Origin of the sequence: Pseudomonas vanderleydeniana (assembly GCF_014268755.2) — a bacterium.
Taxonomy (GTDB): Bacteria; Pseudomonadota; Gammaproteobacteria; order Pseudomonadales; family Pseudomonadaceae; genus Aquipseudomonas; species Aquipseudomonas vanderleydeniana.
In genome coordinates, this window is record NZ_CP077093.1 from 2315382 (window position 1) to 2337537 (window position 22156).

Consider the following 22156-nt stretch of genomic DNA (forward strand, 5'->3'; position numbering starts at 1 on the left):
GCAAACGGCACCCGCCTTGTAGGAGCAGGGTTTGCCCGCGAAGAGGTCCTGGCAGACCTAAGAGGCCTTCTCGGGTGTAAGGAACGCCGCCTTCAGCAGTTGCCGCGTGTAAGGGTGTTGCGGCGCCTCGAAGATCTCCCGCGCGACGCCTTGCTCGACCACCTGGCCGTGCTTGACCACCATCAGTTGATGACTCAGCGCCTTGACCACCGCCAGGTCGTGGCTGATGAACAGGTAGGTCAGGTTGTACTTGACCTGCAGCGAGCGCAGCAGCTCGACCACCTGGCGCTGGACGGTACGGTCCAGGGCCGAGGTCGGCTCATCGAGCAGGATCAGTGCCGGCTTGAGCACCAGGGCCCGGGCGATGGCGATCCGCTGCCGCTGTCCGCCGGAGAACTCATGGGGATAGCGGTGACGGGTCTGCGGATCGAGGCCGACTTCCTTCAGGGCGGCGATGATCGCCTGTTCCTGCTCGGCCGGGGTGCCGATCTTGTGGATGCGCAGGCCCTCGCCGACGATCTCGCTGACGCACATGCGTGGACTGAGACTGCCGAACGGGTCCTGGAACACCACCTGCATTTCCCGCCGCAATGGCCGCACCTGCTGCTGGGACAGCTCGTTCAGTGCCTTGCCTTCGAAGCGGATGGCGCCCTGGCTGCCGATCAACCGCAGGATCGCCAGGCCCAGGGTCGACTTGCCTGAACCACTCTCGCCGACGATCCCCAGGGTCTGGCCCTGGGGCAGGCTGAAGTTGATGCCGTCCACTGCCTTGACGTGGTCGACGGTGCGCCGCAGCAGGCCCTTGCGGATCGGGAACCAGACCTTCAGGTCCTCGATTTCCAGCAGCGGTGTCCCCACCGGGTTGGCCGCCGGCTCGCCGCTCGGTTCGGCACTGAGCAGTTCACAGGTGTAGGGGTGTTGCGGTTGGCTGAACAACGCCTCGCAGTCAGCCTGCTCGACGATGCGTCCCTGTTGCATCACGCATACCCGGTGGGCGATCCGTCGGACCAGGTTGAGATCGTGGCTGATCAGTAGCAGGGCCATGCCCAGGCGCGCCTGCAGTTCCTTGAGCAGGTCTAGGATCTTCAGTTGCACGGTGACGTCCAGCGCGGTGGTCGGCTCGTCGGCGATCAGCAGTTCCGGTTCGTTGGCCAGGGCCATGGCGATCATGACTCGCTGCCGCTGACCGCCGGAGAGCTCGTGTGGCAGTGCCTTGAGGCGTTTGTGCGGCTCGGGTATGCCCACCAGCTCCAGCAGCTCCAGGGTGCGCCGGGTGGCGACCTTGCCGGTCAGGCCCTTGTGGATGGCGAGGACCTCGTTGATCTGCTTCTCGATCGAGTGCAGCGGGTTCAGCGAGGTCATCGGCTCCTGGAAGATCATCGCGATCCGATTGCCGCGAATGTGCCGCAGGGTCTTTTCCTTGAGGGTCAGCATGTCCTGGCCGGCGTACTGGATGCTGCCGCTGGGGTGGTGTGCCAGCGGGTAGGGCAGCAGGCGCAGGATCGAGTGCGCGGTCACCGACTTGCCGGAGCCGCTTTCGCCGACCAGGGCCAGGGTCTCGCCGCGACGGATATCGAAACTGACGTTTTCGACCACCCGCTGGCGCTGCTCGCCGACGACGAACTCGACGGCGAGGTCGCGTATTTCGATCAGATTGTCCTGATTCATGTCATTTCCTCGGATCGAAGGCATCGCGGGCGGATTCGCCGATGAACACCAGCAGGCTGAGCATGATCGCCAGCACGGCGAATGCGCTGATACCCAGCCAGGGCGCCTGCAGGTTGGACTTGCCCTGCGCGACCAGCTCGCCGAGCGATGGGGCGCCTGGCGGCAGGCCGAAGCCGAGGAAGTCCAGGGCGGTCAGGGTGCCGATGGCGCCGGTGAGAATGAACGGCATGAAGGTCATGGTCGAGACCATGGCGTTGGGCAGGATATGCCGGAACATGATGGCGCCGTTCTGCATACCCAGCGCCCGTGCGGCTCGCACGTACTCCAGGTTGCGGCCACGCAGGAATTCGGCGCGGACCACGTCGACCAGGCTCATCCAGGAGAACAGCAGCATGATCCCCAGCAGCCACCAGAAGTTGGGCTGGACGAAGCTGGCCAGGATGATCAGCAGGTAGAGCACCGGCAGGCCGGACCAGATCTCCAGGAAACGCTGGCCGGCCAGGTCGACCCAGCCACCGTAGAACCCCTGCAGGGCGCCAGCGGCCACGCCGATGATCGAGCTGAGCAGGGTCAGGGTCAGGGCGAACAGCACCGAGACGCGGAAACCGTAGATCACCCGTGCCAGCACATCGCGGCCCTGATCGTCGGTGCCCAGCAGGTTGTCCGTCGAGGGCGGGGCGGGGGCCGGGACCTTGAGGTCGTAGTTGATGCTCTGGTAGCTGAAGGGAATCGGTGCCCACAGCACCCAGGCATCCTTGGCCTTCATTAGCTCGCGGATGTACGGGCTCTTGTAGTTGGCTTCCAGTGGGAATTCACCGCCGAAGGTGGTTTCCGGATAGCGCTTGAGCGCCGGAAAGTACCAGCCGCCGTCGTAGTGCACCACCAGCGGCTTGTCGTTGGCAATCAGTTCGGCGCCAAGGCTGATCACGAACAGGCCGAGGAACAGCCAGAGGGACCACCAGCCGCGCTTGTTGGCCTTGAAGCGCTCGAAACGTCGGCGATTGAGGGGGGAAAGCTGCATCTCAATGCTCCCGATGTTCGAAGTCGATGCGTGGGTCGACCAGGGTGTAGGTCAGGTCGCCGATCAGTTTCATCACCAGGCCCAGCAGGGTGAAGATGAACAGGGTGCCGAAGACCACCGGGTAGTCGCGGTTGATCGCTGCTTCGAAGCTCATCAGCCCCAGGCCGTCGAGGGAGAAGATCACCTCCACCAGCAGCGAGCCGGTGAAGAAGATGCCGATGAAGGCCGCGGGAAAGCCGGCGATCACCAGCAGCATCGCGTTGCGGAACACGTGGCCGTAGAGCACGCGGCGCTGTGTCAGGCCCTTGGCCTTGGCGGTGATCACGTACTGCTTGTTGATCTCGTCGAGGAAGCTGTTCTTGGTCAGCAGCGTCATGGTCGCGAAGTTGCCGATCACCAGCGCGGTGACGGGCAGGGTCAGGTGCCAGAAGTAGTCGCGGATCTTGCCGAACAGGCTCAGTTGCTCGAAGTTGCCCGAAGTCAGCCCGCGCAGCGGGAACCAGTCCAGGTAGCTGCCACCGGCGAATACCACGATCAGCAGGATGGCGAACAGGAACGCCGGGATCGCGTAGCCGACGATGATCGCCGAGCTGGTCCAGACATCGAAGTGGCTGCCATGCCGGGTCGCCTTGGCGATCCCCAGCGGGATCGACACCAGGTACATGATCAGCGTGCTCCACAGGCCGAGGGAGATCGAGACCGGCATTTTCTCCTTGATCAGGTCGATGACCTTGGCATCGCGAAAGAAGCTGTCACCGAAATCCAGGGTCGCGTAGTTCCTGATCATGATCCACAGGCGTTCCGGCGCCGATTTGTCGAAGCCGTACATGTGCTCGATTTCCTTGATCAGTGCCGGGTCGAGGCCCTGGGCGCCGCGATAGCTGGAGCCGGCTACCGAGACTTCCGCGCTGCCACCGGCGATCCGGCTGGTGGCGCCGTCGAAACCCTCGAGCTTGGCGATCATCTGTTCCACCGGACCGCCCGGGGCGGCCTGGATGATCACGAAGTTGATCAGGAGGATGCCGAACAGGGTCGGGATGATCAGCAGCAGTCGCCGAAAAATGTAAGCCAGCATCTTATGGTTGCCCCGCGCCTGTGCCGTTGGTGTTTTCCGGCGATGCCACCGGCTTGGCGTCCGGCTTTATCCACCAGGTGGAGGTGCCGACGTCATAGGTCGGCGAGATTTTCGGGTGGGCGACATGGTCCCAGTAGGCGATGCGCCAGGTCTTGATGTGCCAATTCGGGATCACGTAGAAGCCCCACTGCAGGACCCGGTCCAGCGCCCGGGCATGGTCGACCAGGCTCTGCCGGGAGTCGGCGTTGATCAGCTCTTCCACCAGGGTGTCCACGGCCGGGTCCTTGAGGCCCATGAAGTTGCGACTGCCGGGCTTGTCGGCGCTGGCGGACATCCAGAATTCACGTTGTTCGTTGCCGGGCGAACTGGACTGCGGGAAGCTGCCGACGACCATGTCGAAGTCCCGCGAGCGCAGCCGGTTGATGTACTGGGAGACGTCGACCCGGCGAATCACCAGGTCGATTCCCAGGTCGCTCAGGTTGCGCTTGAATGGCAGCAGCACCCGTTCGAAATCGGTCTGGGCCAACAGGAACTCGATGCGCACCGGCTTGCCTTCGGTGTCGACCATCTTGTCGTCGACGATATGCCAGCCGGCTTCAAGCAGCAGTTGGTAGGCGCGGCGTTGCTGGTTACGGATCATCCCGCTGCCGTCGCATACCGATGGCTGGTAGGCCTGGTCGAATACCTGCTCGGGGATCTTGCCACGCAACGGTTCGAGGATCGCCAACTGCGCCTTGTCTGGCAGGCCGGTGGCGGCCATCTCCGAGTTCTCGAAGTAACTGCGGGTGCGGGTGTAGGCGCCGTTGAACAACTGCTTGTTGCTCCACTCGAAGTCGAACAGCAGGCTCAGCGCCTCGCGCACGCGAACGTCCTGGAACATCGGCCGGCGCAGGTTGTAGACGAAGCCCTGCATGCCGGTTGGGTTGCCGTTGGGAATCTGTTCCTTGATCAGCCGCCCCTGGGCCACGGCCGGAGTGTTGTAGGCGTTGGCCCAGTTCTTCGCGCTCATTTCCAGCCAGTAGTCGAACTGGCCGGCCTTGAGGGCTTCGAGGGCGACGCTGCTGTCACGATAGTAATCGGTGGTCATCACGTCGAAGTTGTAGAACCCGCGGTTGATCGGCAGGTCCTTGGCCCAGTAGTCCTTCACCCGCTCATAACGTACCGAGCGGCCGGCCTTGACCTCGGCCAGCTTGTACGGGCCGCTGCCGAGCGGGAACTCCAGGTTGCCCTTGTTGAAGTCCCGGCTGGCCCACCAGTGCTTGGGCAATACCGGCAACTGGCCAAGAATCAGCGGCAGTTCGCGGTTGTTGGTGTGCTTGAACTTGAACAGCACCCGCAGCGGGTCTTCGGCGACCACCTCGGCGACATCGGCGTAATAGGCGCGGTAGAGCGGGGCGCCGTCCTTGATCAGGGTCTCGAAGCTGAACACGACGTCTTCGGCACGCATCGGATGGCCATCGTGGAAGCGTGCTTCGGGTCTCAGGTAGAAACGCACCCAGCTGTTGTCCGGGGCTTTCTCGATCTTGCCGGCGACCAGCCCGTATTCGGTAAACGGCTCGTCCATGCCCTGGCGGGCCAGGGTGTCATAGATCATGCCGATACCGTCGGCCGGTACGCCCTTGTTGATGAACGGGTTGAGGCTGTCGAAGCTGCCCGAGGCCGACTCGCGGAAGGTGCCGCCCTTGGGGGCGTCGGGATTGACGAAGTCGACGTGCTTGAAGTCGGCGGGATATTTCGGCGGTTCGTCGTAGAGGGTCAGGGCATGTTGTGGAGCGGCGCCGGCCAGGCCGGCGATGCCGGTCGACAGCAGGCCACCGGCACAGAGCAGCAGGGCACGCAAAGGCATCATTGGGCTTTCTCCGAAGCTTTCATCCACCAGGCACTCAGGCCCAGGGTGTATGGCGGCGTGGTGACGAAGGCGAACCGGTTGCGGTAGGCCAGGCGGTGATAGTTGAGGTACCAGTTGGGAATCATGTAGTGCTGCCACAGCAGCACCCGGTCCAGGGCGCGGCCGGCGGCCAGTTGTTCGTCCCGCGAGTGGGCGCCGAGCAGTGCCTCGAGCAGGCGGTCGACCACTGGGCTGGCGACCCCGGCGTAGTTCTTGCTGCCCTTGACGGTGGCCTGGCTGGAGTGGAAGTACTGCCATTGCTCCAGCCCGGGGCTGAGTGTCTGGTCGAGGGTCATCAGGATCATGTCGAAGTCGAACTGGTCGAGGCGCTGTTTGTACTGGGCGCGATCCACTGTTCTCAGATGAGCGTCGACGCCAATGCTGGCGAGATTTTCGACATAGGGCTGGAGGATCCGTTCGAGGTTCGGATTGACCAGCAGGATTTCGAAGCGCAACGACTGTCCGGCACTGTTCAACAGCCGCTGGCCATCAAGTTTCCAGCCGGCCTCGGCGAGCAGGCCGAGGGCCCGACGCAGGGTTTCACGCGGAATGCCGCGCCCGTCGGTACGTGGCAGGCTATAGGGTTGGCTGAACAGCGCGGCCGGCAACTGGTCGCGGTAAGGCGAGAGCAGCAGCCATTCCTGGCCGATGGGCAGTCCGCTGGCGGAGAACTCGCTGTTGGGGTAGAAGCTCGTGGCACGCTGGTAGGCACCGTTGAACAGGGTGCGGTTGGTCCACTCGAAATCGAACATCAGGCCCATCGCTTCGCGCACCTTGTCCTGGGCGAAGGCGCTGCGGCGGGTGTTCATGAACAGGCCCTGGGTTTGCGTCGGAATCTGGTGGGCGATCTGGGCCTTGATCACATCACCGCGCAGGACCGCAGGAAAGTTGTAGCCGTTGGCCCAGTTCTTCGCCTGGTGTTCGATGTAGATGTCGAATTCGCCAGCCTTGAAGGCCTCGAAGGCGACATCGCTGTCACGGTAGAACTCGACTTCGACCCGGTCGAAGTTGTACTTGCCGCGATTGACCGGCAGGTTCTGGCCCCACCAGTTCTTCACGCGTTCGAATACCAGTTGCCGGCCGGGCTGAACCTGGGTGATTCGGTAGGGCCCGCTGCCCAGCGGTGGTTCGAAGGTCGTCGCCTTGAAGTCGCGGCCTTGCCAGTAGTGCTGCGGCAGCACCGGCAGCTCGCCCAGGCGCAGGATCAGCAGCGGGTTGCCCGAGCGCTTGAAGACGAAGCGTACCCGTTGCGGTCCGAGCACATCGACCCGGGCCACCTCCTGCAGGCTGGTCCGGTATTGCGGGTGCCCCTCCTTGAGCAGGAGGCGATAGGAAAACGCCACGTCATAGGCGGTGATCGGCGTGCCATCGTGAAAGCGCGCTTCGGGGCGTAGATTGAACACGACCCAGCTGCGATCTTCGCTGTACTCCACCGATTGTGCGATCAAGCCGTAACTGGAGGTGGGCTCGTCGCCGGACGGCGCGTACTGCCCGGTTCCGACCATCAGTGTTTCGTTCAGTTCGTTCACGCCGTACTGCAGGAAGTTCGGCGTCGACACCGGGCTGGTGCCCTTGAAGGTGTAGGGGTTGAGCGTGTCGAAGGTGCCGAAGGCCATGACCCGCAAGGTGCCTCCCTTGGGCGCGTCGGCGTTGACCCAGTCGAAGTGGGTGAACTTGGCGGGGTACTTGAGCGTACCGAACTGCGCGTAACCGTGGCTTTCGCTGATCGTCGCGCTTGCGGGAAAGCTCAAGGCCAGGCTGATGAACAACGGAAGGAGGGGACGCATCAGCTCAGGGATCCGATCCAGACTGCTTGGGCTATATGGATCTTACCTTAACAGCTTGTATCGACAGGAAAAAGGCCGCAGCCTTTGTAGGAGCGGACTTGCTGGCTATTAGCCATGGCCGGCTCTTCGCAAACCTCCGTGCGGCGCTGTCCGGCTGTCAGCGGGAGCCGGCGATGGGGCGCCGGACTGCCGCGAAGCTCTTGGTGCATTCAAGGGCCTGTTCGCGGATGAGTCCGGTTCCCACCGTCTGTGTGCCGGTCAGAGGCCACGGTGCAGGAGTGTTTGGGCGAGGAGGATCAGCGTGGCTGGGAGACCGTGAGGATCTGCCCTGGCTTGAGAGCCTGGCCGGTGCGAGGGTTGAGACGTTTGAGGTGCTGCATCTCAACGTTGAAACGCTTGGCGACAATATAAAGGGAGTCGCCCTTCTGCACCTTATAGGTGGTGGGTGCAGCCGATTTCTTGCTGACCGGCGCGCGGACGTTGTCCTGCATGACCAGGGTCTGGCCGACCTTCAGCTTGTGTCCGGACAGTTTGTTCCAGCGTTGCAGTTCCTTGACGTCGACCTTGTTGGCCTTGGCGATCGACGACAGGCTGTCGCCGTTCCTGACCTTGTAGCGGCGGCTCAGGCGAGCCGGTCCGTTGCTGGCGACATTCTCGAACACCGGCTTCTTGGGCCGCATGCTCACCAGTTCCTCTGGCTTGAGGTTCGACAGGCTGGTGGTCAGCAACTGTGCCTTGGAACTCGGTACCAGCAGGTGCTGCGGCCCGTCGAGGGTCGCCTTCTGCTTGTAGGCCGGGTTCAACTGGATCATTTCGTCTTCGTCGATTTCTGCCAGCGCGGCGACCCGCGAGAGGTCCAGTGGCTGGTTGACCTCGACGCTGGCGAAGTAGGGTTCGTTGGCGATCGGGTTGAGGTTCACGCCATAGGCTTCCGGCGACATCACCACCTGCGACAGGGCCAGCAGCTTGGGCACGTAGTCGCGGGTTTCCTGCGGCAGTGGCAGGTTCCAGTAGTCGGTGGGCAGGCCGAGCTTTTCGTTACGCTCGATGGCCCGGCTGACGGTGCCTTCGCCGGCGTTGTAGGCGGCCATGGCCAGCAGCCAGTCGCCGTTGAACATGTCGTGCAGGCGGGTCAGGTAGTTCAGCGCGGCGATGGTCGAGGCGGTGATATCACGGCGTCCATCGTAGAAACGGTCCTGGCGCAGGTTGAAATTGCGCCCGGTGGACGGGATGAACTGCCACAGACCGACCGCATCGGCGCGGGAGTAGGCCATCGGGTTGTAGGCGCTCTCGATGACCGGCAACAGGGCCAGTTCCAGCGGCATGTTGCGCTCTTCGAGACGCTCGACGATGTAGTGGATATAAAGGGTGCCGCGTTCACTGGCGTTTTCCAGGAACGACGGGTTGCTGGCGAACCACAGGCGCTGCTGCTCGATGCGAGGGTTCACGCCCAGGCCATCCTGCAGCTTGAAGCCCTGGCGCATGCGTTCCCAGACATCCTGTGGCGGCGTCGGGTTGGCTTTTTCACCGACCCAAATGGGCTTCTGCTTGATCCGCGCGTTCAGGTTCGGCGTTGGGTCGTTGCCGTTGTCCGAGGGATGGTGGAAGCCCTGGCAACCCGCCAAAGTGGCGGACACAGCCACGGCGACAGCCTGAGCCAATCGCGTCAATGTGCCTGAATTGAGGGGTTTGCGGTTAGGTGACGACATTGGCTGGAAGGTGTTTCCGGGCAAAAATGTCGGGCGATTCTAGAAAGCGCTCAGGGTGCGGTCAACTCTTGAGCCGTTTCGAGCCGACCGCGCCCCGGCTTCAGAAGGTGTCCTTCCAGGCTCGCAGCGCAGCAAAAACCTCACTTGGCGACTGATTGTCGCGGCCGTTCCGTTCGTCCGCTTTTTCTTTAACAGATGTTTCCCCTACTCGCAGGAACGGGTTGGTGCGCAGTTCCAGGGCCAGGTTCGAGGGCAGGCTGATCCGCCCGTCGGCACGCCACTGGCCGACCTGTTCCAGTCGTGCGGCGATTTCCGGATTATCGGGCTCGACAGCCTGGGCGAAGCGCAGGTTGCCCAGCGTGTATTCATGGGTGCAGTGCACGGCGGTGTGGGCCGGCAAGGCTGCCAGGCGACTCAGGGAAGCATGCATCTGTTCGGGCGTGCCTTCGAACAGGCGCCCGCAGCCGGCGGCGAACAGCGTGTCGCCGCAGAACAGCAGGGGGGCCTGTTCATCCGCCTGATAGAAGGCAATATGCCCCAGGGTGTGCCCGGGTACGGCGAATACCTGGAACTCCAGGTCGAGCACATTGACCCGGTCATTGTCCTGCAGGGCCACGTCCCGTGCCGGGATCTTCTCGTTGGCCGGGCCGAGCACGCGGGCGCCGGTGGCCTGTTTCAGGCGCTCGACACCGCCGACATGGTCGTGATGGTGGTGGGTGACCAGAATGTCGTCCAGCCGCCAGCCCGGATGTGCCTCCAGCCAGGCCAGCACCGGTGCCGCGTCGCCCGGGTCGACCACCGCGCAGCGCTGCCGTGCGTCGTCGCGCAGCAGCCAGATATAGTTGTCGGTGAAGGCGGGCAGTGCATCGATCTGTATCATGTTGGAGGTCGCCAAGCGGAAAACATTGGCGCATCTTAGAGGCTGGTATGGCTCATGGCGAGTTGGAGCAAGCAATGACCGATAAAGCGTTCGCTCAGGCCGATCCTGACTGGCTGGCACTGATCAGCGCGGCCCGCGACTGGCTGTCCGGGCCGTTGGGGCAGCTGCTGCTCGACGAGGAACGGCGCATGCTCGACGAGGAACTCGAGCGTTATTTCGGCGGTTACCTGGTCCATTACGGGCCGTCCGCCGAGACCCCGCCACAGGCGCAGCAGGTGCGCCGCAATGTGCGCCTGGGGGCGCCGTTGCCAGGGGTCGAAATCGTTTGCGACGAACGGGCGTGGCCATTGAGCGAGCACGCCGCGGATGTCGTGGTGCTGCAGCACGGGCTGGATTTCTGCCTGTCGCCCCACGGACTGTTGCGCGAGGCGGCGGCCAGCGTACGGCCTGGCGGGCACCTGCTGATCGTCGGGATCAACCCCTGGAGCGCCTGGGGACTGCGGCGTGTGTTCGCCCACGACGCGCTGCGCCAGGCCCGTTGCATTTCGCCTTCACGGGTCGCCGACTGGCTCAACCTGCTGGGCTTTGCGCTGGAGAAACGTCGCTTCGGGTGCTATCGTCCGCCGCTGGCTTCACCCGCCTGGCAGACGCGGCTGGCGGGCTGGGAGCAGGTTGCCGGTCGCTGGCAATTGGCGGGCGGCGGCTTCTATCTCCTGGTCGCCCGCAAGATCATGATCGGGCTGCGGCCGGTCCAGCAGGTGCGACGCGAGCCGGTTGGCAAGCTGGTACCGCTGCCGCTGGCCAAGGTCAACCGGCGGCCCAGCGAACCCTGACGCGGCAGGTTTCACCGCGCACCTGGACAGTTTTTTAGCGGGCCGGCATGACCGGCCCCGGGCGCCATCGGCCAGTCGCCGATGGCCCACAGGGCATTTTTCGATGGAAAGGTTGTAATGAGCGATACCGTTGAACTCTTCACCGATGGCGCCTGCAAGGGCAACCCCGGCCCGGGCGGCTGGGGCGCACTGCTGGTCTTCAAGGGCGTCGAGAAGGAACTCTGGGGCGGCGAAGCCAACACCACCAACAACCGCATGGAACTGCTGGGCGCGATTCGTGGCCTGGAGGAACTCAAGCGGCCATGCGAAGTGCTGCTGGTGACCGACTCCCAGTACGTGATGAAAGGCATCACCGAGTGGATGACCAACTGGAAGAAGCGCGGTTGGAAAACCGCGGCCAAGGAACCGGTGAAAAATGCCGACCTGTGGCAGCTGCTCGACGAGCAGGTCAACCGCCATACCGTGAAGTGGAAATGGGTACGCGGACACGTCGGCCATCCGGGCAACGAACGTGCCGACCAACTGGCCAATCGTGGCGTGGATGAAGTGCGGGGAATCAAGCATGCGTAGTGTGGTACTCGATACCGAAACCACCGGTATGCCGGTGACCGACGGCCACCGGATCATCGAGATCGGTTGCGTCGAAATCATCGGCCGTCGCCTGACCGGACGGCATTTCCATGTCTACCTGCAACCGGATCGCGAAAGCGACGAGGGTGCGATCGGCGTCCACGGCATCACCGACCAGTTTCTGATCGGCAAGCCGCGCTTCGGCGAGGTGGCCGACGAGTTCTTCGAGTTCATCAAGGGCTCGCAACTGATCATCCACAACGCGGCGTTCGACGTTGGTTTCATCAACAACGAATTCGCGCTGTTGGGCCAGCATGACCGCGCCGATATCAGCCAGCATTGCAGCATCCTCGATACCCTGTTGATGGCTCGGGAACGCCACCCGGGCCAGCGCAACAGCCTCGATGCCCTGTGCAAGCGCTACGGTGTCGACAACTCCGGTCGTGAACTGCACGGCGCCTTGCTCGACTCGGAGATTCTCGCCGACGTCTACCTGACCATGACCGGTGGCCAGACCAGCCTGTCGCTGGCCGGCAACACCGGCGACGGTGCCGGTGAAGGTGGGGCCGGCCAGGCCAGTGAAATCCGTCGGCTGTCGGCCGAGCGCAAGCCAGGCCGGATCATCCGCGCCAGCGAAAGCGAGCTGGCCGAGCATCAGGCGCGCCTGGAGATCATTGCCAAGTCCGCCGGTGGTCCCGCGCTCTGGACGCAATTGGCCGAAGCCGCGGCGCAGTAGGCTGTTTGTTACAAGAGGTCTCGTTTCTCTTGTTTCTGCTTCACATGTAGGACAAACAGCTTCTACCCTGAAGGAACAGACGGACGGTGTTCCGTCGCTTCAGGACTGACAGGCCCATGTACAAGGATTTGAAGTTTCCGATCCTGATCGTGCACCGTGACATCAAGGCGGACACGGTCGCCGGGGATCGGGTACGGGGAATCGCCCGGGAGCTCGAGCAGGACGGCTTCAGCGTTTTCTGCGCCGTGGATTATGCCGAGGGCCGCCTGGTCGCCTCGACCCACCACGGTCTGGCCTGCTTGCTGATCGCCGCCGAAGGCGCCGGGGAAAACACGCACCTGCTGCAGAACATGGTCGAGCTGATCCGCCTGGCGCGGGTTCGGGCTCCCGACCTGCCGATCTTCGCCCTGGGCGAGCAGGTTACCCTGGAAAACGCCCCGGCCGACGCCATGAGCGAGCTCAACCAGTTGCGCGGCATTCTCTACCTGTTCGAGGACACGGTGCCTTTCCTGTCCCGGCAGGTGGCCCGGGCAGCGCGCAATTACCTGGATGGCCTGCTGCCGCCTTTCTTCCGCGCGCTGGTGCAGCATACCGCCGACTCCAACTATTCCTGGCACACACCCGGCCATGGCGGTGGCGTCGCCTACCGCAAGAGTCCGGTAGGGCAGGCGTTTCACCAGTTCTTCGGGGAAAATACCCTGCGTTCCGACCTGTCGGTGTCCGTTCCGGAACTGGGGTCGCTGCTCGACCATACTGGCCCCTTGGCCGAAGCCGAAGCCCGCGCGGCGCGCAATTTCGGTGCCGATCACACCTTCTTCGTGATCAACGGCACTTCCACCGCGAACAAGATCGTCTGGCATTCGATGGTCGGGCGCGATGACCTGGTGCTGGTCGATCGCAACTGCCACAAGTCGGTGCTGCACTCGATCATCATGACCGGCGCGATTCCGCTGTACCTGTGTCCGGAGCGCAATGAGCTGGGGATCATCGGCCCGATTCCCCTGAGCGAGTTCAGCCACGCGTCGATCCAGGCGAAGATCGAGGCCAGTCCGCTGACCCGCGGGCGTCCACCCCGGGTGAAACTGGCGGTGGTCACCAATTCGACCTACGACGGCCTCTGCTACAACGCGGAACTGATCAAGCAGCGCCTGGGCAGCAGCGTCGAAGTCCTGCATTTCGACGAAGCCTGGTACGCCTATGCCGCTTTCCACGAGTTCTTCGCCGGGCGCTATGGCATGGGCACCTCGCGTGCCCCGGACAGCCCGCTGGTGTTCACCACCCATTCGACCCACAAGCTGCTCGCCGCGTTCAGCCAGGCCTCGATGATCCACGTGCAGGACGGCGGGGCGCGGCAGCTGGACCGTGATCGCTTCAATGAAGCGTTCATGATGCACATCTCCACTTCGCCGCAGTACAGCATCATCGCCTCCCTGGACGTGGCCTCGGCCATGATGGAAGGACCGGCGGGGCGTTCGCTGCTCCAGGAAATGTTCGATGAGGCGCTGAGCTTTCGCCGGGCCCTGGCCAACCTGCGCCAGCATATTGCCGCTGAGGACTGGTGGTTCAGCATCTGGCAGGCTCCGCGGGTGGAGGGCATCGACCGGGTCGAGACCGCCGACTGGCTGCTGGAGCCGCAGGCCGAATGGCATGGCTTTGGTGATGTGGCCGAAGACTATGTGCTGCTTGACCCGATCAAGGTCACCCTGGTGATGCCGGGCCTTACTGCCGGTGGCGCCCTCAGTGAGCATGGCATTCCTGCGGCGGTGGTCAGCAAGTTCCTCTGGGAGCGAGGGCTGGTGGTGGAAAAAACCGGTCTCTATTCGTTCCTGGTGCTGTTCTCGATGGGGATCACCAAGGGCAAGTGGAGTACGCTGCTGACGGAGTTGCTGGAGTTCAAGCGCAATTACGACGCCAATGTCGGCCTGGCCAGTTGCCTGCCTTCGGTGGCCCGACAGGGGCCGCAGCGCTACCAGGGCATGGGTCTGCGTGACCTGTGCGATCAACTGCATGGCTGCTATCGCAGCAATGCCACGGCCAGGCACCTCAAGCGCATGTACACGGTGCTGCCCGAGATCGCCATGAAGCCCGCCGATGCCTACGACCGGCTGGTGCGTGGCGAGGTCGAGGCGGTGTCGATCGATGCGTTGCAGGGACGGATCGCGGCAGTCATGCTGGTACCCTATCCGCCAGGCATTCCACTGATCATGCCGGGCGAGCGTTTTACCGAGGCAACCCGCTCGATCATCGACTACCTGGCCTTCGCCCGCGCATTCGACAGTGGTTTCCCCGGTTTCGTCGCCGATGTGCACGGCCTGCAACATGAAGACAGCGCGGATGGTCGCTGCTACACCGTCGATTGCATCAAGGAATGAGGACAGGACAGTTCGCCCTATGCATCTAGTCATGAACCCGAAAGACCCTGAAGTCTCGGTCCGGGTGGCCGACGAGGGCTTCTCCGAGTACATCTGGGGCAGCGATTTCAGCTTCGAGGTCAAGGCCTATGGCCGGGCCGAGATGGGCCGCAAGGTCGAGCACTGGCCGCTGAGCGCGGTGCCTTCCTACCGCAAGTGCTATGGCATCGATCCCGAGGAGTTCTCCAGCTACCGCGGCAAGCCGCACAGCGAGATTTTCATGGCGTATCTCGATGGTCGGCCAGCCGGGCATGTGGTGGTCAGTACCAACTGGAACGGTTTTGCCCACGTCGACGAACTGGCGGTGGATGCCCGGGCGCGGCGTCATGGCGTGGCCAGGGCGTTGCTGGATGAGGTGCGCCTCTGGAGCCAGAGGAAGAACCTGCCGGGGGTGATGCTCGAAACCCAGAACAACAACCTGGGCGCCTGTCGGCTGTATGAGCGTTGCGGTTACGTGCTGGGTGGGATGGACCACCTGCGTTACCGGGGTATCGACGCCCAGACCCGCGAGGTGGCGTTGTTCTGGTACCTGGTGTTTACCTCGCAGCTCTGAAGATCAGGCCGGCGCCAGCATGGCGGCGGCCTTCTCGCCGATGATTTCCAGCAGTGCTTTCTGCGCTGCCGACGGCTCGCGCTCCTTCAGGGTCAGGGCATACAGGGTGATGGGCATGGCTGGCGAGATCGGACAGGCATCCAGCCCAGCGCTCCTGGCGCCCACGGCCGTGAACGGGTCGACGATCGCCAGGCCCTCGCCGGCCTCGACCATGCTGCGCATCATCTGGTAGGTCTGCACCCGTGTCTGCACCTGCGGCGGTGGGCGCAGGCCCTGCAGCTTGCTGTCGAGCAGCAGGCTGAGGGTATCCTGCTGCTCCAGGCCGATCATCGCCTGGCCCGCCAGGTCCTGCAGGGAGATGTACTTCTGTTTCGGCTGCAGCCAGCCGTGGGGGGCGAGCAGTTGCAGCTTGCCCTGGGCCAGCGCCTCGCACTGGATCTGCGGGTGTTCGGGATCGTGCAGGCTCAGGCCCAGTTCGATTTCGCGCAACAGCAGGTGGCGGACGATGTCCCGGGTAGGCTGGCTGGCCAGGGTGCAAGGGGTGTCGTGAAAACGCCGGCGCAGGGCGGCGATGCCTTGTGGCAGCAGTTGCTGGGCGAGCGTCGGGGTGCAGGTGACCCGCAGCGGCGGGGATTGGTGCTGGCGTAGCTCCGCGGCCAGGCGTCGCAGCGGTTCCAGTTCCCGGTACAGGTGGCTGATCAGCGGTTGCAGCTCGCGGGTCTCGCGGGTTGCCTGCATCCGCCCGCGGACCGTGGCGAACAGCAGGAAGCCCAGTTGCTGTTCAGCTTCCTGCAGGGTGACACTGAGCGTGGGCGTCGGCAGTTGCAGCAACTCGGCGGCGGGGCCGAGGTTGCCGGTCTGCAGGATGGCCTGGATTGCTTCGATGTGGCGTAGACGCATGCTTGAAGTCCATGTCCCGCACGGAGGAGGTCAGTGGACTGATCCTAACCCAAGTTGGCCCGCAAGACTGCAGGTCACCGTGCGTTCAACGTTGTGTCTTCAAGGGGTGGGAAGGGTATCGGGTTCGCGAATGAGGGTAATCCCCGACTGCACCAGCAGGAACTCGTTCTCGCCGAGTTTATTGATGCGATCGCCAATGGCCAGTTTATAGGTGGTGACGGGCTCCGTGCCGGCCATGCCTTCCTGCGAAGGCATGGATTCCTGGAACTCATGCACGGAATACACGCGTCCTTCGGCGTCCCGTGCATGAAATTGTCCGACGAGTACTGCGGCCATCTGTATTGAACCTCTGGAAATTAACTGCCGATTTGCGGCTCTGTAGACCGTGCCCGGCTTGGGGAAGTTTTGTCTCGGGGAAAAAATATTCGGGCGATCCTGCCGGTTGCGACGCTGGCAAGGGGCCATATCCTGCGTCGTATTGGGAAAAATCCGACATCAGTGGCGAGGGATCATCTATACCTAAAGCTCCCTCGTCCCCTGTGTCAGGAGTGTCCATGAGTAATGTCCATACCGTCGCTGTGCTGGTTGGCAGCCTGAGAAAAGAGTCGATCAACCGCAAGGTGGCCCTGGCCCTGGCTGATCTGGCGCCGGCGAACCTGAAGCTGAAGATTGTCGAGATCGGCGACCTGCCGTTGTACAACGAAGATATCGACGGCACGCCGCCAGCGGCCTACACCACGTTTCGCGAGCAGGTCGCGGCGGCCGACGCGCTGTTGTTCGTGACCCCGGAATACAACCGCTCGGTGCCCGCACCACTGAAGAACGCCATCGACGTGGGTTCGCGGCCGTATGGCAAGAGCGCCTGGGGCGGCAAGCCGGGGGCGGTGATCAGCGTGTCCCCGGGGGCGATTGGTGGCTTCGGCGCCAACCATCATCTGCGCCAGTCGCTGGTGTTTCTCAATGTGCCGTGCATGCAGCAGCCGGAAGCCTATTTCGGTGGCGCCGGCAGTGCATTCGATGACACGGGCAAGTTGTCGGAACAGAGCCGGCCGTTCCTGCAGGGCTTCATCAATGCCTATGCGCAATGGGTGGAGCAGCACAAGAAGGCCTGACGAACTACTGAACCCAACCCTTGCAGGAGCCTGCAAGGTATGGCGTTACCGATCGTTCCCACGCTCTGCGTGGGAATGCCTCTCAGGACGCTCAGCGTCCGCCCTTGCGATGCAGAGCGTCACGGGCTGCGTTCCCACGCGGAGCGTGGGAACGATCATCAAACACCCCGCATCCTGTGGGGACGGATGGCAATGGATCAGCAACCCTGCGGCATTTCCCCATTCGCCAACCGCTGGTTGATCGCTGCAATCACCTGCGGCAGTTCGTTGATGGTGTCGATCAGGTAGTGCGGGCGCGAGCCTTCGAACAGGGCGTGGATACGCTGGCGCTCGGCCGCCAGGCTGGCGCTGTCCAGCGCCTGGTAGTCCTCGTAGTTCAGGCCCAGGGCATTGCCGGAACAGACCAGGGCGACCGTCCACATGCCGGCGCGGCGACCTTCCAGAATCCCCGGTACCGTATCGTCCACCTTCACGCAGGCCGCGACATCGTCGATGCCCAGGGCGATCACGTTGGCCAGCGCCTGGGCCGGCCAGGGGCGGCCATTCGGCACGTCATCGGTGGCCACCACATGGTCGGCGACATACCCATTGCCGGCCGCCAGCTCGACGACCTTGGCCATCACCTGGGCCGGGTAGCCGGAACACGAACCGATTTTCAGGCCCTGGCGACGCAGTTCGGCGAGGGTGTCGAGCGCGCCGGGAATCAGCGCCGAATGCTCGGCGATCTTTTCGATCTGCAGCGGCATGAAGCGCTGGTAGATCTCGGTGACATCCACGTCCCTGGGCGTGCGCCCGAATACCCGGCGATAGCGCTCGGCGATCTGCGGCTGGTTGCACAGGGTGCGGATGTGATCCCACTTGCCCATGCCCATCGGCCCGCGGGCCTCCTCGATGGACACCTGCACGTCGAATTCGGCGAAGGCTTCGACGAAGATCTGGGTCGGGGCGAACGAGCCGAAGTCGACGACGGTGCCGGCCCAGTCGAGGATGGCGGCTTGCAGTCGGGTCGGTTGGGTGTAGTTCATGACGGTGGCCTCAGGCTCGGAAGTGGATGTTCAGGGTAGGCGTGGTAACAACGCCTGGAATGCTCGGTGTCACGACGCCCATCTCGTGCAGGGCCTCGCCGATCGCCCGGACCGCAGCCTGCATGTCATGGCGGGTGACGTCGCCAATGCAACCGACACGGAAGGTGTCGACCTCGGTCAGCTTGCCCGGGTACAGGATGAAACCCTTGGCCTTGACCCGCTCGTAGAGCGCCTTGAAGTCATAGTGCTCATCCTGCGGCGCATGCACGGTGACGATGATCGGTGCCTGGATCGCCTCCGGCAGGAAACTGCGCAGGCCGAGCTTGCCCAGCTCTTCGAGCAGCATCTGGCAGTTGTCGGCATAGCGGCGATAGCGTGCCGGCTGGCCGCCTTGCTCCTCATATTGCAGGAGGGCCTCGTGCAGGGCGGCGACCACGTGGGTCGGCGGGGTGAAGCGCCACTGGCCGGTGCGTGCCAGGTAGGCCTGCTGGTCATGCAGGTCCAGCGCCAGCGAATGCGAATTGCCAGCGGCCTCGGCCAGGGTGGCCTTGTGCGCGAAGACGAAACCCATGCCCGGTACGCCTTCCAGGCATTTGCCCGAGGCGGCGATCAGGGCATCGAACGGCACCAGCCGGGCGTCGATGGGCAGGGCGCCGAAGGAGCTCATGGCGTCGATGATCAGGCGTTTGCCGTGGCGGGCGACAACCTCGGCGATCTGCTCCAGCGGGTTGAGGATACCGGTGCTGGTTTCGCAGTGGATCAGCGCGACATGGGTGATGGCCGGGTCGGCGAGCAGCCGCTGTTCGACCGCTGCCGCGTCGCTTGGCTGGTCCTCGGCGGTGGCCAGGGTGCAGAAGGCCCGGCCCAGCACCGAACAGAGGGTCGCCAGGCGCTTGCCATAGGCGCCATTGACCAGCACCAGCACCTTGCCGTCACGGGGCACCAGGGTGCCGATGGCGGCTTCGACGGCGAAGGTCCCGCTGCCCTGCAGTGGCACGCAATGATGGCTGGCGGCGCCGTTGATGAGGGTCAGCAGGCGTTGGCAGACGCTGGCGGTCAGTTGGTTGAAGCGCTCGTCCCATGAGCCCCAGTCCAGCAGCAGCGCCTGGCGGGTGCGGGCCGAGGTGGTGAGCGGGCCGGGGGTCAGCAGGATGGGGGCGGCAGTACTCATGGAGGGTTCCTTGCAGCGCTGGTCATTGACGGGATACAGGGCATACGTTGCGGTTTGCCTTGTTATCAATCAAATTGTTTGTTGTTATGCGAGCTATAAGTGAGGCCGATAGACAATGAACCTGTTCCAACTCCGTGCATTCGATGCCGTGGCCCGCGAGGGCAGTTTCACCCGTGCCGCCGCTCGGCTGTTCATCAGCCAGCCGGCGGTCACCGGGCACATCAAGGCCCTGGAAGAGCACTACCAGGTCACGTTGCTGCGGCGTACGGCGCGGCGGGTGGAGTTGACGGAGCAGGGCACCCGGCTGGCAGCCATCACCCGGGCGATGTTCGGCCTGGCCGAGGAGGCGCGGGTCATGCTCGAGGCCAACCGCCAGTTGCTCACCGGACGTCTCGAGGTCGCGGCGGATGGGCCGCACATGGTCATGCCGATGCTCGCCAGGCTGCGCGAGCGTTACCCGGGCGTCACCGTCAACCTGCGCCTCGGCAACGCTCAGGAAACCCTCGCGGCGCTGCTTGCCGAACATGCCGATGTCGCTGTGCTGACCGAGGTCGAGCCACGCAAGGGCTTGCATCTGCAGGCCTTGAGCGAGTCGCGGATCTGCGTGCTGGTGCCGGCCGGCCATCCCTGGCAGGACGAGCCCGAAGGGATCGCGTTGCAGCGTCTGGACCAGATGATCATGGTGCTGCGCGAACCTTCGTCGATCACGCGGCGAACCTTCGACCAGGCTTGCCACCTGGCCGGGGTCACTCCGCGGGTGCTGCTGGAGCTGGACAGCCGCGAGGCGGTGACCGAGGCGGTGGCGGCCGACCTCGGGCTGGGGATCGTCTCATCCCTGGAGGTCAGCCATGATCCGCGGGTCCGGGCCGTGCCGCTGATCGGCGACGGGCTGCGCAACCGACACATGGTCGGTTGCCTGGAACGGCGTACCGAGCTGCGCCTGATCCAGGCCTTCCTCGGTTTGCTGGCGTGAGCCTCGGCCCTTCAGTTCGGGCTCGAGGGGTTGATCAGCCATTCATGGAGGCTGTGCAGTTCGCCGGGGCCATGCGCGGAGGTGTTGTTCAGGCTCGCCTGGAGCAGGGCCCGGCGTTGGCCGGGGCTCCAGTGCTGGCGCAGGTACTCGTGCACGGCCAGGCACTGGCCGGGATAGAGCAACCACAGCTGTAGCGGGGTGTCGGCGAGTGCCAGGGCCAATCGATGACGCTGGCATGGGCTCAATACGACCATGCCCCGGTCGTCGCTGCGGCCTTCGAGCAGGATGTCGTCGCGGCCCAGGCGCGCCAGCGCTCCGAGGCCGGGGCGCGGCATGCGCACGATGTACCAGACACTCCCGGCCAGGCAGTTTCCGCTCTCCTGCGGTCGTTCATGGAGGTAGATTTCCCCCGGCGTTTCAAGGGGGGCCGCCCGTGGCAGGGCATCAGTGTCCCGATCCCTCAGGAAACCGCAGATCACCAGTTGGTCGGGATCATGGTCGACGCAGCTGATCAACACCTGGCTGCCCACCGCCGGCGCCTTGCCCTCGGCGACGCCCAGCGCGATCCAGCAACCGGGCGAGGCATCCGGGGCGTGCAGTGCGTCCTGCAAGCGGACGTGCAGGCGCCCCTGGGCATCGGGTTGGGCCGACTGCCCGGGAGTACCGAGGACCGTCCCCAACTGGTAACCCCTTGGCTGCGGGCGGGGCTGGCGCAGGGCGGGGCGGAACGGCGTGGCCCAGGGGATCGCCTTGAAGTGATTGTGATAACCCCCGGTTGCGAGGGGGGCGTCCTGCGGCAGGAGGTGCCCGCCGTTCACCTGCTGTTCGCCCCAGTGATGGACCTCGGTAATCAGCCACTGATCGTTGAGCGCCTGGCGTGGATGGTCGCCCAGGTGACGCACATCGGCGCTGTGCAGTGTCGCGAGTGTGCTGCTGCCCTGGATCTGTCGGCTGTCGCAGCGCAGGCGTTCGAGGGTTCGACGGCCGTACTGCAGCACATGGCGTTGCCGTGCATCCACGCTCGTCGAGTGCAGTCCCGGCAGCCCGCCCTGGTTGGCGGCCGCCTCGTCTGCGGGGGACGGAGGGGCGGCTGGCCAGGGCGTGTCGCCTGTCCGGGATGGCCGCGGGATGTCGAGCGGGCCTGGCATCGCGTACCGCTCATGCAACTGGTGGATGACCGGCTGGCCGTTGCCGGGCATCGCACTGTAGCGCAGCAGGCCCTGGCGCTCGGGGAACGCCTGGGGGTCCTCGGCAAGGACCAGGACATGCCTGCGGGGGCCATGCTCGAAGTGATAGTGGATGCCTTCTTCCTCGCACAACCGGTTCAGCCATTGCAGGTCGTTCTGTTCATGCTGCTGGCAAAATGGACGGGGTGGGTAGCTGCCTTGGCCGAGTTCGAGGCGATAGTCGGCGGGCCCCATTCCATGGCTGTCGAGCAGCCGCCCGAGGATCTCGGGCACGCTCAGGTCATGGAATACCTGGCGCCTGGCACTTTGTTCGAGCAGCGTCAGGCGCGGGCCCAGCACGACCTGGTAATGGCACTGCGTCGGGCTGAGGTAGCCGCTGCTGATTTCATGGATCAGCCCGTGGACACCTTCTCCCGGGCATCCGAAACCGAGAAACGCCGGTTGCTGCAGCAGCGCCTGCAGATCCAGCTCGGGGTCGCTGCCCAGCAGCTCGATGTCGAAACGGTAGACCTGGTTCAGGGCTTCGCGACCACTGAAGCGAATGACCTGCAGGGGCGCGTGGAGCGAATCGATTGTCAGTGAGATCAGTCGTGCCTTGTCCTGAGCCATTTCATCTCTTTTTGTCGGGAAGGTTGTGACAGAGGGTACGAAATGCTG

Annotated in this window: 19 protein-coding genes; 7 read left to right on the forward strand and 12 right to left on the reverse strand. The window is 64.0% G+C overall.

Translation table 11 applies throughout. The annotated features are described in order from the left end of the window. Positions 1-57: 57 nt before the first annotated feature. From HU752_RS10435 to gloB, 7 genes are all read right to left on the reverse strand, one after another. Complete coding sequence (locus HU752_RS10435; RefSeq protein WP_186681725.1) at positions 58-1668, reverse strand: ABC transporter ATP-binding protein; 1611 nt, start codon at positions 1666-1668, stop codon at positions 58-60. Between the two features lies 1 nt (position 1669). Beyond that, positions 1670-2689, reverse strand: coding sequence for an ABC transporter permease (locus tag HU752_RS10440; RefSeq protein WP_186681724.1), 1020 nt, complete (start codon positions 2687-2689; stop codon positions 1670-1672). Between the two features lies 1 nt (position 2690). Beyond that, complete coding sequence (locus tag HU752_RS10445; RefSeq protein ID WP_186681722.1) at positions 2691-3764, reverse strand: microcin C ABC transporter permease YejB; 1074 nt, start codon at positions 3762-3764, stop codon at positions 2691-2693. A 1-nt stretch (position 3765) separates the two neighbouring features. After that, a complete protein-coding gene (locus HU752_RS10450; RefSeq protein WP_186681720.1) occupies positions 3766-5613 on the reverse strand; it encodes an extracellular solute-binding protein in 1848 nt (615 codons plus the stop codon). Continuing rightward, complete coding sequence (locus HU752_RS10455) at positions 5610-7439, reverse strand: extracellular solute-binding protein (RefSeq protein WP_186681719.1); 1830 nt, start codon at positions 7437-7439, stop codon at positions 5610-5612. The genes HU752_RS10450 and HU752_RS10455 overlap by 4 nt, the downstream gene beginning before the upstream one ends. Before the next feature lie 296 nt (positions 7440-7735). After that, on the reverse strand, positions 7736-9148 hold the full coding sequence (locus HU752_RS10460) for a LysM peptidoglycan-binding domain-containing protein (protein ID WP_186681717.1): 1413 nt from the start codon (positions 9146-9148) through the stop codon (positions 7736-7738). A 100-nt stretch (positions 9149-9248) separates the two neighbouring features. Then, positions 9249-10028: a hydroxyacylglutathione hydrolase gene (gene gloB, locus HU752_RS10465; RefSeq protein ID WP_186681715.1), complete on the reverse strand. Its 780-nt coding sequence runs from the start codon at positions 10026-10028 to the stop codon at positions 9249-9251. Between the two features lie 74 nt (positions 10029-10102). Here gloB and HU752_RS10470 point away from each other — a divergent pair, with 74 nt between their 5' ends. The 5 genes from HU752_RS10470 (at position 10103) to HU752_RS10490 (ending at position 15131) form a co-directional block, all read left to right on the forward strand. After that, positions 10103-10861: a class I SAM-dependent methyltransferase gene (locus HU752_RS10470; protein WP_186681713.1), complete on the forward strand. Its 759-nt coding sequence runs from the start codon at positions 10103-10105 to the stop codon at positions 10859-10861. Positions 10862-10978: 117 nt separating this feature from the next. Further along, the gene (gene rnhA / locus HU752_RS10475) at positions 10979-11431 is read left to right on the forward strand and encodes a ribonuclease HI (RefSeq protein WP_186681711.1); all 453 of its coding nucleotides are present in this window, start codon (positions 10979-10981) and stop codon (positions 11429-11431) included. Next, complete coding sequence (gene dnaQ, locus HU752_RS10480; RefSeq protein WP_186681709.1) at positions 11424-12167, forward strand: DNA polymerase III subunit epsilon; 744 nt, start codon at positions 11424-11426, stop codon at positions 12165-12167. Before rnhA ends, dnaQ begins: the two co-directional genes overlap by 8 nt. A gap of 116 nt (positions 12168-12283) precedes the next feature. Beyond that, positions 12284-14539 (forward strand): Orn/Lys/Arg family decarboxylase, encoded by a 2256-nt coding sequence (locus HU752_RS10485; RefSeq protein WP_186681707.1) that lies wholly within the window; start codon positions 12284-12286, stop codon positions 14537-14539. A gap of 19 nt (positions 14540-14558) precedes the next feature. After that, complete coding sequence (locus tag HU752_RS10490; RefSeq protein WP_186681706.1) at positions 14559-15131, forward strand: GNAT family N-acetyltransferase; 573 nt, start codon at positions 14559-14561, stop codon at positions 15129-15131. A gap of 3 nt (positions 15132-15134) precedes the next feature. Here HU752_RS10490 and HU752_RS10495 read toward each other — a convergent pair whose 3' ends face one another. Together HU752_RS10495 and HU752_RS10500 are read right to left on the reverse strand one after the other, a co-directional pair. After that, a complete protein-coding gene (locus tag HU752_RS10495) occupies positions 15135-16031 on the reverse strand; it encodes a LysR substrate-binding domain-containing protein (protein ID WP_186681704.1) in 897 nt (298 codons plus the stop codon). A gap of 99 nt (positions 16032-16130) precedes the next feature. Continuing rightward, positions 16131-16367: a hypothetical protein gene (locus tag HU752_RS10500; protein ID WP_186681702.1), complete on the reverse strand. Its 237-nt coding sequence runs from the start codon at positions 16365-16367 to the stop codon at positions 16131-16133. A gap of 218 nt (positions 16368-16585) precedes the next feature. On the opposite strand from HU752_RS10500, the gene HU752_RS10505 reads away from it, so the two are divergent. Further along, complete coding sequence (locus HU752_RS10505; protein WP_186681700.1) at positions 16586-17143, forward strand: NADPH-dependent FMN reductase; 558 nt, start codon at positions 16586-16588, stop codon at positions 17141-17143. A 197-nt stretch (positions 17144-17340) separates the two neighbouring features. Here HU752_RS10505 and phnX read toward each other — a convergent pair whose 3' ends face one another. After that, positions 17341-18168 (reverse strand): phosphonoacetaldehyde hydrolase, encoded by an 828-nt coding sequence (gene phnX / locus HU752_RS10510; protein ID WP_186681698.1) that lies wholly within the window; start codon positions 18166-18168, stop codon positions 17341-17343. Between the two features lie 10 nt (positions 18169-18178). Continuing rightward, positions 18179-19339: a 2-aminoethylphosphonate--pyruvate transaminase gene (locus tag HU752_RS10515; protein WP_186681696.1), complete on the reverse strand. Its 1161-nt coding sequence runs from the start codon at positions 19337-19339 to the stop codon at positions 18179-18181. Positions 19340-19454: 115 nt separating this feature from the next. Between HU752_RS10515 and HU752_RS10520 the strand changes: the two genes are divergently transcribed. Further along, entirely contained in the window at positions 19455-20312 is an 858-nt protein-coding gene (locus HU752_RS10520; RefSeq protein ID WP_186681695.1) for a LysR substrate-binding domain-containing protein, read from the forward strand. An 11-nt stretch (positions 20313-20323) separates the two neighbouring features. Here HU752_RS10520 and HU752_RS10525 read toward each other — a convergent pair whose 3' ends face one another. Continuing rightward, a complete protein-coding gene (locus HU752_RS10525) occupies positions 20324-22108 on the reverse strand; it encodes a type VI secretion system Vgr family protein (RefSeq protein ID WP_186681693.1) in 1785 nt (594 codons plus the stop codon). Positions 22109-22156 lie beyond the last annotated feature (48 nt).

Bases quoted from the DNA above. Each gene is read 5' to 3' on its own strand.
- HU752_RS10495 (WP_186681704.1), bottom strand. From the start codon at position 16,031: ATGCGTCTACGCCACATCGAAGCAATCCAGGCCATCCTGCAGACCGGC.
- HU752_RS10460 (WP_186681717.1), bottom strand. From the start codon at position 9,148: ATGTCGTCACCTAACCGCAAACCCCTCAATTCAGGCACATTGACGCGA.
- HU752_RS10515 (WP_186681696.1), bottom strand. From the start codon at position 19,339: ATGAGTACTGCCGCCCCCATCCTGCTGACCCCCGGCCCGCTCACCACC.
- HU752_RS10455 (WP_186681719.1), bottom strand. From the start codon at position 7,439: ATGCGTCCCCTCCTTCCGTTGTTCATCAGCCTGGCCTTGAGCTTTCCC.
- HU752_RS10520 (WP_186681695.1), top strand. From the start codon at position 19,455: ATGAACCTGTTCCAACTCCGTGCATTCGATGCCGTGGCCCGCGAGGGC.
- dnaQ (WP_186681709.1), top strand. From the start codon at position 11,424: ATGCGTAGTGTGGTACTCGATACCGAAACCACCGGTATGCCGGTGACC.
- HU752_RS10470 (WP_186681713.1), top strand. From the start codon at position 10,103: ATGACCGATAAAGCGTTCGCTCAGGCCGATCCTGACTGGCTGGCACTG.
- HU752_RS10525 (WP_186681693.1), bottom strand. From the start codon at position 22,108: ATGGCTCAGGACAAGGCACGACTGATCTCACTGACAATCGATTCGCTC.
- rnhA (WP_186681711.1), top strand. From the start codon at position 10,979: ATGAGCGATACCGTTGAACTCTTCACCGATGGCGCCTGCAAGGGCAAC.
- HU752_RS10435 (WP_186681725.1), bottom strand. From the start codon at position 1,668: ATGAATCAGGACAATCTGATCGAAATACGCGACCTCGCCGTCGAGTTC.
- HU752_RS10440 (WP_186681724.1), bottom strand. From the start codon at position 2,689: ATGCAGCTTTCCCCCCTCAATCGCCGACGTTTCGAGCGCTTCAAGGCC.
- phnX (WP_186681698.1), bottom strand. From the start codon at position 18,168: ATGAACTACACCCAACCGACCCGACTGCAAGCCGCCATCCTCGACTGG.
- gloB (WP_186681715.1), bottom strand. From the start codon at position 10,028: ATGATACAGATCGATGCACTGCCCGCCTTCACCGACAACTATATCTGG.
- HU752_RS10445 (WP_186681722.1), bottom strand. From the start codon at position 3,764: ATGCTGGCTTACATTTTTCGGCGACTGCTGCTGATCATCCCGACCCTG.
- HU752_RS10490 (WP_186681706.1), top strand. From the start codon at position 14,559: ATGCATCTAGTCATGAACCCGAAAGACCCTGAAGTCTCGGTCCGGGTG.
- HU752_RS10450 (WP_186681720.1), bottom strand. From the start codon at position 5,613: ATGATGCCTTTGCGTGCCCTGCTGCTCTGTGCCGGTGGCCTGCTGTCG.
- HU752_RS10485 (WP_186681707.1), top strand. From the start codon at position 12,284: ATGTACAAGGATTTGAAGTTTCCGATCCTGATCGTGCACCGTGACATC.
- HU752_RS10505 (WP_186681700.1), top strand. From the start codon at position 16,586: ATGAGTAATGTCCATACCGTCGCTGTGCTGGTTGGCAGCCTGAGAAAA.
- HU752_RS10500 (WP_186681702.1), bottom strand. From the start codon at position 16,367: ATGGCCGCAGTACTCGTCGGACAATTTCATGCACGGGACGCCGAAGGA.